Here is a 7287-nt window from a genome sequence, read left to right on the forward strand (position 1 = left end):
AGACGCGACAAGGCCGACCTCGTGGGTCGGCTGTCTGCGTCTGCCGTGGTGCCGGCAAAGGCGGAAGGGGGCGGCCTTGTGGGCCTTTGATCTTTACCGCGGCGGCCAACCTTTCCGGGTCGGACGTTTTGCTGCCGCGGTTGCGCGCTCTTTAGACCGGGCCCTGGGCGTACACGCGCTCGGTCTTGCTATGCAGCTTGTTCAGTGCCGCCAGGTAGGCCTTGGCGCTGGCGACGATGATGTCGGTGTCGGCGCCCTGGCCGTTGACGATGCGGCCGTCCTTGGCCAGGCGCACGGTCACTTCACCCTGCGATTCGGTGCCCTTGGTGATGGCGTTGACCGAGTACAGCTCCAGCTCGGCCTCGCTCTTCACCACGCTCTCGATCGCCTTGAACGCGGCGTCAACCGGGCCGGAGCCGGTGGATTCGGCACGCTGCTCGTTGCCGTGCTCGACGAACACGATCTGCGCCTGCGGCGCCTCGCCGGTCTCGGTCGCCACTTTCAGCGACACGAACTTGTAGTCCTCCTGCTCGGCGGTGACCAGCTGGTCGGACACCAGCGCGTGCAGGTCCTCGTCGAAGATTTCGCGCTTCTTGTCGGCCAGCTCCTTGAAACGGGCGAAGGCGGCGTTCAGCGCCTCTTCGCTGTCCAGCACGATGCCCAGCGCGGTGAGCTTGGTGCGGAAGGCATTGCGACCGGACAGTTTGCCCAGTGTCAGACGGTTGGCGGTCCAGCCCACCGATTCCGCGGACATGATCTCGTAGGTTTCGCGGTGCTTGAGCACGCCGTCCTGGTGGATGCCGGACTCGTGGGCGAAGGCGTTGGCGCCGACGATGGCCTTGTTCGGCTGCACCGGGTAGCCGGTGATGGTCGACACCAGCTTGGACGCCGGCACGATCTGGGTGGCGTCGACGCGGGTTTCCACGTTGAACACGTCCTTGCGGGTGCGCACCGCCATCACGATCTCTTCCATCGCGGCGTTGCCGGCGCGCTCGCCGAGGCCGTTGATGGTGCACTCCACCTGCCGCGCGCCGCCCAGTACCGCGCCGAGGCTGTTGGCGACCGCCATGCCGAGGTCGTTGTGGCAGTGCGCCGACCACACCACCTTGTCGCCGCCCGGGGTCTTGGCGATCAGCTCGCGGAAGAAGGCCTCGGTGATCTTCGGCACCGCGTAGCCGACGGTGTCCGGCACGTTGAGCGTGGTGGCGCCGGCCTTGATCACCTCGCCGAAGATGCGGGCGAGGAAGTCGATGTCGGAGCGCAGCGCGTCCTCGGCGGAAAACTCGACGTCGTCGGTGTATTCGCGCGCCAGTTTCACCGCCTTCACCGCGGCGTCGACCACCTCGTCCGGGGTCATGCGCAGCTTCTTCTCCATGTGGATCGGGCTGGTGGCGATGAAGGTGTGGATGCGGCCACGCGCGGCCGGCTTGATCGCCTCGCCGGCAGCGCGGATGTCGCGCTCGTTGGCCCGCGCCAGCGAACAGACGGTGGATTCTTTCACCACTTCGGCAATGGCGCGGATCGCGTCGGCATCGCCGGGGCTGGCGGCGGCAAAGCCGGCCTCGATCACGTCGACACCGAGGCGCTCCAGCTGGCGGGCGATACGGATTTTTTCTTCCTTGGTCATCGACGCGCCCGGCGACTGCTCGCCATCACGCAAGGTGGTATCAAAAATGTAAAGACGATCGCCCATGTCAGGTGTGCTCCCTTGTCCCGCGGCCTGCGCCCCGGTCAGATAGTCGTTGAAATCGAACCGTTTCCCTTGGTCGGCGGCGAGCCTGGCCAGCTTGTTCAGCTGTGCCAGCGGCAGGGTGCCGCGCTCGCGCCACTTGTAGATGGCGGCACGCGACACCGGCTCATCGGGGAAGGCCGCATTCAACGCTTCCGCGAGCGCGCCGGGGCCTCCAAAATCCTCGATCAGACGTTCGATGTCCAATTGCATGCCACTGCTCCTTGTTTGTTATGGCTCAACCTTACGGTTCGCCCGACAAGCTGTCAAATTTTGTCGAATAATTTTGTTGCAGCACGGCAAAGCCTGTTGTCAAAGCGTAAATATCGGACAATGTGTAGAATAAACGGACAAAACAAAGGCGACCGCAGTCGCCCTTGTCCAGCCTGCCGCACGGCGGCGCCCTTGTCTCACGCTTGCGGCGGCGGCAGCGGCGCAGTCTTCTTGCCCAGCCCCATTAGCGCCATCACGTAGCCGGACAGCGCGTAGCAGACGAAGAAGCCGAACAGCACCAGCGGCGGCTCCGACATCAGCAGCATCAGCGCCACCACCAGCGCCAGCAGCATCACGAAGGGCACGCGACGGCGCAGGTGAATCTCCTTGAAGCTCCAGAATTTCACGTTGGTGACCATGGTGATGCCGGAGAAGGCTGTGAAGCCCAGCGCCACCCACGGCAGCCCCGGCAGGTCGTTGTAGCCGTAGGCATGGCAGATCCACACCAGGCCGGCCACCAGCGCCGCCGCCGCCGGGCTGGGCAGGCCGATGAACCAGCGCTTGTCGGTGGAGCCGATCATGGTGTTGAAGCGCGCCAGGCGCAACGCGGCGCCGGCGCAGTGGATGAAGGCGATCATCCAGCCCAGCTTGCCCAGGTCCTTCAGCATCCACTCGTAGGCGATCAGCGCCGGCGCCACGCCGAAGCTGACCATGTCCGACAGGCTGTCGAACTCGGCGCCGAACGCGCTCTGGCTGTGCGTCAGCCGCGCCACGCGGCCGTCCATGCCGTCGAGGATCATGGCAATGAAGATCGCCACCGCCGCGTGTTCGAAATTCTGGTTCATCGCCTGCACGATGGCGTAGAAGCCGGCGAACAGCGCGGCAAGGGTGAAGGAGTTGGGCAGCAGGTAAATGCCCTGGCGGCGCAGGGACGGCTTGATGGGCTTCGGGTCAATATGCATGCAGGCTCTCGACATCGGGCAGCGGCAAGGCGCGCCGGAAGGAAACGGGACTTGCGGCCAACGTTGCGCGCCGGCGGCAAGACAAGGCTGCATTCTAATGCGCGATGCCACGCTTACCAAGCGTCATGCGGCGCGGCGCCATCGTCACCACGAGCACACGCCGCTGACGCGCCGCACGCGGCAGGCCCAGCCGCCGCCGGCCCACCGGCGCAGGCAAAGAAAAAGCCGGGCAGCTGCCCGGCTTGACACTGACCGCGTAGCGGCAGGCTTAGTTCTTGGACTGGTCGACCAGCTTGTTCTTGGAGATCCACGGCATCATCGCGCGCAGTTCAGCACCCACTTTTTCGATCGGATGATCGGCAGTCAGGCGACGGCGGGCAGTCATGCTCGGGTAGTTGGTCTTGCCTTCCAGGATGAACATCTTGGCGTATTCACCGGACTGGATGCGGTACAGCGCCTTCTTCATCGCTTCCTTGGTGGCGGAGGTCACCACTTCCGGGCCGGTCACGTACTCGCCGTACTCCGCGTTGTTGGAGATGGAGTAGTTCATGTTGGCGATGCCGCCTTCGTACATCAGGTCGACGATCAGCTTCAGCTCGTGCAGGCACTCGAAGTAGGCCATTTCCGGCGCGTAGCCGGCTTCGGTCAGGGTTTCGAAACCGGCTTTCACCAGTTCCACCGCGCCGCCGCACAGTACGGCCTGTTCGCCGAACAGGTCGGTTTCGGTTTCTTCGCGGAAGTTGGTCTCGATCACGCCGCCCTTGGTGCCGCCGTTGGCCGCAGCGTAGGACAGGGCCACGTCACGGGCCTTGCCGGACTTGTCCTGGTACACGGCGATCAGGGTCGGCACGCCGCCGCCCTTCACGTACTCGGAACGCACGGTGTGGCCCGGGCCTTTCGGGGCGACCATGATCACGTCCAGGTCTTCGCGCGGCACGATCTGGTTGTAGTGAACGTTGAAGCCGTGCGCGAAGGCCAGGGTGGCGCCCTTCTTGATGTTCGGGGCGATTTCGTTGTGGTACACGTCAGGCTGCGATTCGTCCGGCAGCAGGATCATCACCAGATCCGCCTTCTTCACGGCATCGGCCACTTCTTTCACTTTGTGACCGGCCGCTTCGGCCTTTTTCCACGATGCGCCGTCCTTGCGCAGGCCCACCACCACATCCACGCCGGAGTCCTTCAGGTTCTGCGCGTGCGCGTGACCCTGGGAGCCGTAACCGATGATGGCAACTTTCTGGTCCTTGATGATGGAAAGATCAGCGTCTTTGTCGTAGAAAACTTTCATTGTCTTATGTCCCTAGTTTGTTCTAGGGCAGCTGATGGCCGCCCCGGTGATTCAGATCTTCAAAATACGTTCGCCGCGACCAATTCCGGATGCACCGGTACGCACCGTTTCCAGGATCACTGAACGGTCGATCGCCTCGATAAAGGCGCCCAGCTTGTCGCTCGTACCGGTGAGCTCGATGGTGTAGGTCTTTTCCGTCACGTCGATGATGCGACCACGGAAGATGTCAGCCATCCGCTTCATTTCTTCCCGATCCTTGCCGGTGGCACGGACCTTGATCAACATCATCTCGCGTTCGATATGGTCGGACTCGTTGAGGTCAATCACCTTGACCACCTCGATCAGCTTGTTGAGCTGCTTGGTGATCTGTTCGATGACTTCGTCGGACCCGTGGGTGACGATGGTCATCCGTGACAGTGTCGGGTCTTCGGTAGTCGACACCGTCAGTGAATCGATATTGTAAGCGCGTGCGGAGAAAAGTCCCACTACTCGCGACAGCGCGCCCGCTTCGTTTTCCAGCAAAATCGAAAGTATATGTCTCATGCCACTGCCTTAGCACATGTTGCCGTAGTCACGGTTGTTCTCGAAAGGAGCGATCTGCAGCTCGCGCATGTGCGGCGGCAGGTCCATCTGGTCCAGACCCTTGCCGTTCTGGATCATCGGGAACACGTTTTCGGACTGGTCGGTACGGAAGTCCATGAACACCAGACGCTCTTTCAATGCCGGGCTGAATGCCTCACGCAGCGCACCCTCGACATCGGCCGGGTTCTCGATCTTCATGCCGACGTGGCCGTAGGCCTCGGCGATGCCGACGAAATCCGGCAGTGCGTCCATATAGGACTCGGCGTAACGCGTGCCGTAGAAGAACTCCTGCCACTGGCGCACCATGCCCAGGTAGCGGTTGTTCAGCGCAATCACCTTCACCGGCGTGTGGTACTGCTTGGCGGTGGACAGCTCCTGGATGTTCATCTGGATCGAGCCTTCGCCGGTGATGCAGGCCACCTGCGCATTCGGGTTGGCCAGCTGCGCGCCGATGGCGGCCGGCAGGCCGAAACCCATGGTACCCAAACCGCCGGAGTTCAGCCATTGTTTCGGGCGCTTGAACGGGTAGTACTGCGCCGCCCACATCTGGTGCTGACCGACGTCGGAGGTGATGATGGCGTCGCCGCCGGTGATCTCGTACAGCTTCTGCACCACCGACTGCGGCTTGATGAACTCGGTCGACGGGGTGTACAGCAGGCTGTTGTAGCTGCGCCATTGCTCGATCTGCTTCCACCAGCCGGCGAGGTTGGCCGCATCCGGGCGCTGCCCGTTCTGCTTCATCAGGTCGATCAGGTCGCGCAGCACGTGTTTCACGTCGCCGACGATGGGCACGTCCACCTTCACGCGCTTGGCGATGGAGGACGGGTCGATGTCGATGTGAACGATCTTCTTCGGCTGCGACAGGAAGTGCGAGGGCACGCTGATCACGCGGTCGTCGAAACGGGCGCCGACAGCGATCAGCACGTCGCAGTACTGCATCGCCATATTAGCTTCGTAGGTGCCGTGCATGCCCAGCATGCCGAGGAACTGGCGGTCGTCACCAGGATAGGCGCCCAGGCCCATCAGCGTGTTGGTACACGGCACGCCCAGCATCTTCACCAGCTCGGTCACTTCCGCCGAGGCTCCGCCCTGCACCGCGCCGCCGCCGACGTAGATGTACGGGCGCTTGGCTTCGGCCAGCAGGCTGGCGGCCTTCTTGATCTGGCCCGGATGGCCGCGGGTCACCGGCACGTAGGAGCGGATGCTCACGCTTTCCGGATAGTGGAATTCGGCCAGCTGCTGGGTGACGTCCTTCGGCACGTCCACCACCACCGGGCCGGGGCGGCCGGTGGCGGCGATGTAGAACGCCTTCTTGATGGTGGAGGCCAGCTCGTTGATGTCCTTCACCAGGAAGTTGTGCTTCACGCACGGCCGGGTGATGCCGACCATGTCCACTTCCTGGAATGCGTCGAGGCCGATGGCCGGCGTCGACACCTGGCCGGAGATCACCACCATCGGCACCGAGTCCATGTAGGCGGTGGCGATGCCGGTCACCGCGTTGGTGGCACCCGGACCGGAGGTGACCAGGGCCACGCCGACCTTGTCACAGGAACGCGAGTAGGCGTCCGCGGCGTGCACCGCGGCCTGTTCGTGGCGCACCAGCACATGCTTGAATTGCTGCTGCCTGAAAATTGCATCATATATCTCGAGTACCGCGCCGCCGGGGTAGCCGAAAACGAATTCGACTCCTTCTTCCTGCAAGCTGCGTACCAGGATTTCCGCGCCCGATATCTGCATCTTTGCCTCTTTGATTGCTGAGTAGTTGTTTTATGTCCCGTAGTGAATGAACTTAGCTTAAGTTTGAAATAGCGGTCAAGCGCTTTTGTGCAGGTGCAAAAAAGCGCCAAAAACATTCAAAAACAGCCACTTTTGCAGGGTAGGCGGCACGGGACGGCTTTGATACCATGTCTGGTTGCTTGCGCCGGTTTTGCCGTCGCCGCCCTTTTACTCCTCATTATTATTTTCACGGCATGAATCAACATTTCACCCATCCCGGATTGCTGCGCCGACTGGCCAGCCTGTGCTACGAAGCTTTGCTGCTGGGCGCCGTGCTGCTGGTCGCGGCCGCGCTGTTCACCCCGCTGGTGGTGTGGAGCGGCAACGCGCGCTGGATGAGCGTGCTGATGCAGCTGTTCCTGGCGCTGGTGATGTTCGGCTACTTCGGCTACTGCTGGACCCGCGGCGGGCAGACGCTGGCAATGAAGCCGTGGCGGCTGCAGCTGACGCTGGCGGACGGCGGCGCGCTGCGCTGGCCGCACGCGGCGATGCGCTTCGTGGTGGCGCTGGTGCTGTACCTGGGCGTGCCGGCGCTGGCCTACACCGCGTGGCAGCCGCTGTTCGAATCGCGGCAGCATGCGCTGGCGGTGGCGCTGCTGTGGGACGCACTGCCGGTGCTGTGGGCGCTGATCGACAACGACAAGCAGTTCCTGCACGACCGCCTCGCCGGCACCCGCCTGCGCCTGCTGCCGCCGCTGGCACGCAAACGCTGAGCCGGCCGCCGCAAAAAAAAAGCCGCC

6 protein-coding genes are annotated in these 7287 nt (G+C 63.1%); 1 reads left to right on the forward strand and 5 read right to left on the reverse strand.

The window, feature by feature from the left end; all coding sequences use genetic code 11:
• Positions 1-151: 151 nt before the first annotated feature.
• From IE100_RS14655 to ilvB, 5 genes are all read right to left on the reverse strand, one after another.
• Positions 152-1942, reverse strand: coding sequence for a 2-isopropylmalate synthase (locus IE100_RS14655; RefSeq protein WP_189375138.1), 1791 nt, complete (start codon positions 1940-1942; stop codon positions 152-154).
• Positions 1943-2139: 197 nt separating this feature from the next.
• Positions 2140-2904, reverse strand: coding sequence for a CDP-diacylglycerol--serine O-phosphatidyltransferase (gene pssA / locus IE100_RS14660; RefSeq protein ID WP_189375140.1), 765 nt, complete (start codon positions 2902-2904; stop codon positions 2140-2142).
• Between the two features lie 268 nt (positions 2905-3172).
• On the reverse strand, positions 3173-4189 hold the full coding sequence (ilvC, locus tag IE100_RS14665) for a ketol-acid reductoisomerase (RefSeq protein ID WP_189375142.1): 1017 nt from the start codon (positions 4187-4189) through the stop codon (positions 3173-3175).
• Between the two features lie 51 nt (positions 4190-4240).
• Entirely contained in the window at positions 4241-4732 is a 492-nt protein-coding gene (gene ilvN / locus IE100_RS14670) for an acetolactate synthase small subunit (protein WP_189375149.1), read from the reverse strand.
• A 9-nt stretch (positions 4733-4741) separates the two neighbouring features.
• Positions 4742-6508 (reverse strand): biosynthetic-type acetolactate synthase large subunit, encoded by a 1767-nt coding sequence (gene ilvB, locus IE100_RS14675; RefSeq protein WP_189375151.1) that lies wholly within the window; start codon positions 6506-6508, stop codon positions 4742-4744.
• Positions 6509-6741: 233 nt separating this feature from the next.
• On the opposite strand from ilvB, the gene IE100_RS14680 reads away from it, so the two are divergent.
• The gene (locus IE100_RS14680) at positions 6742-7260 is read left to right on the forward strand and encodes an RDD family protein (protein WP_120812389.1); all 519 of its coding nucleotides are present in this window, start codon (positions 6742-6744) and stop codon (positions 7258-7260) included.
• The last annotated feature ends 27 nt before the right edge of the window (positions 7261-7287 follow it).

The sequence above is a fragment of the Vogesella alkaliphila genome (assembly GCF_014652475.1).
Taxonomy (GTDB): Bacteria; Pseudomonadota; Gammaproteobacteria; order Burkholderiales; family Chromobacteriaceae; genus Vogesella; species Vogesella alkaliphila.

Coding starts and splice junctions, on each gene's coding strand:
- IE100_RS14655 (WP_189375138.1), bottom strand. CDS start 1,942: ATGCAATTGGACATCGAACGTCTGATCGAGGATTTTGGAGGCCCCGGC.
- pssA (WP_189375140.1), bottom strand. CDS start 2,904: ATGCATATTGACCCGAAGCCCATCAAGCCGTCCCTGCGCCGCCAGGGC.
- ilvC (WP_189375142.1), bottom strand. CDS start 4,189: ATGAAAGTTTTCTACGACAAAGACGCTGATCTTTCCATCATCAAGGAC.
- ilvN (WP_189375149.1), bottom strand. CDS start 4,732: ATGAGACATATACTTTCGATTTTGCTGGAAAACGAAGCGGGCGCGCTG.
- ilvB (WP_189375151.1), bottom strand. CDS start 6,508: ATGCAGATATCGGGCGCGGAAATCCTGGTACGCAGCTTGCAGGAAGAA.
- IE100_RS14680 (WP_120812389.1), top strand. CDS start 6,742: ATGAATCAACATTTCACCCATCCCGGATTGCTGCGCCGACTGGCCAGC.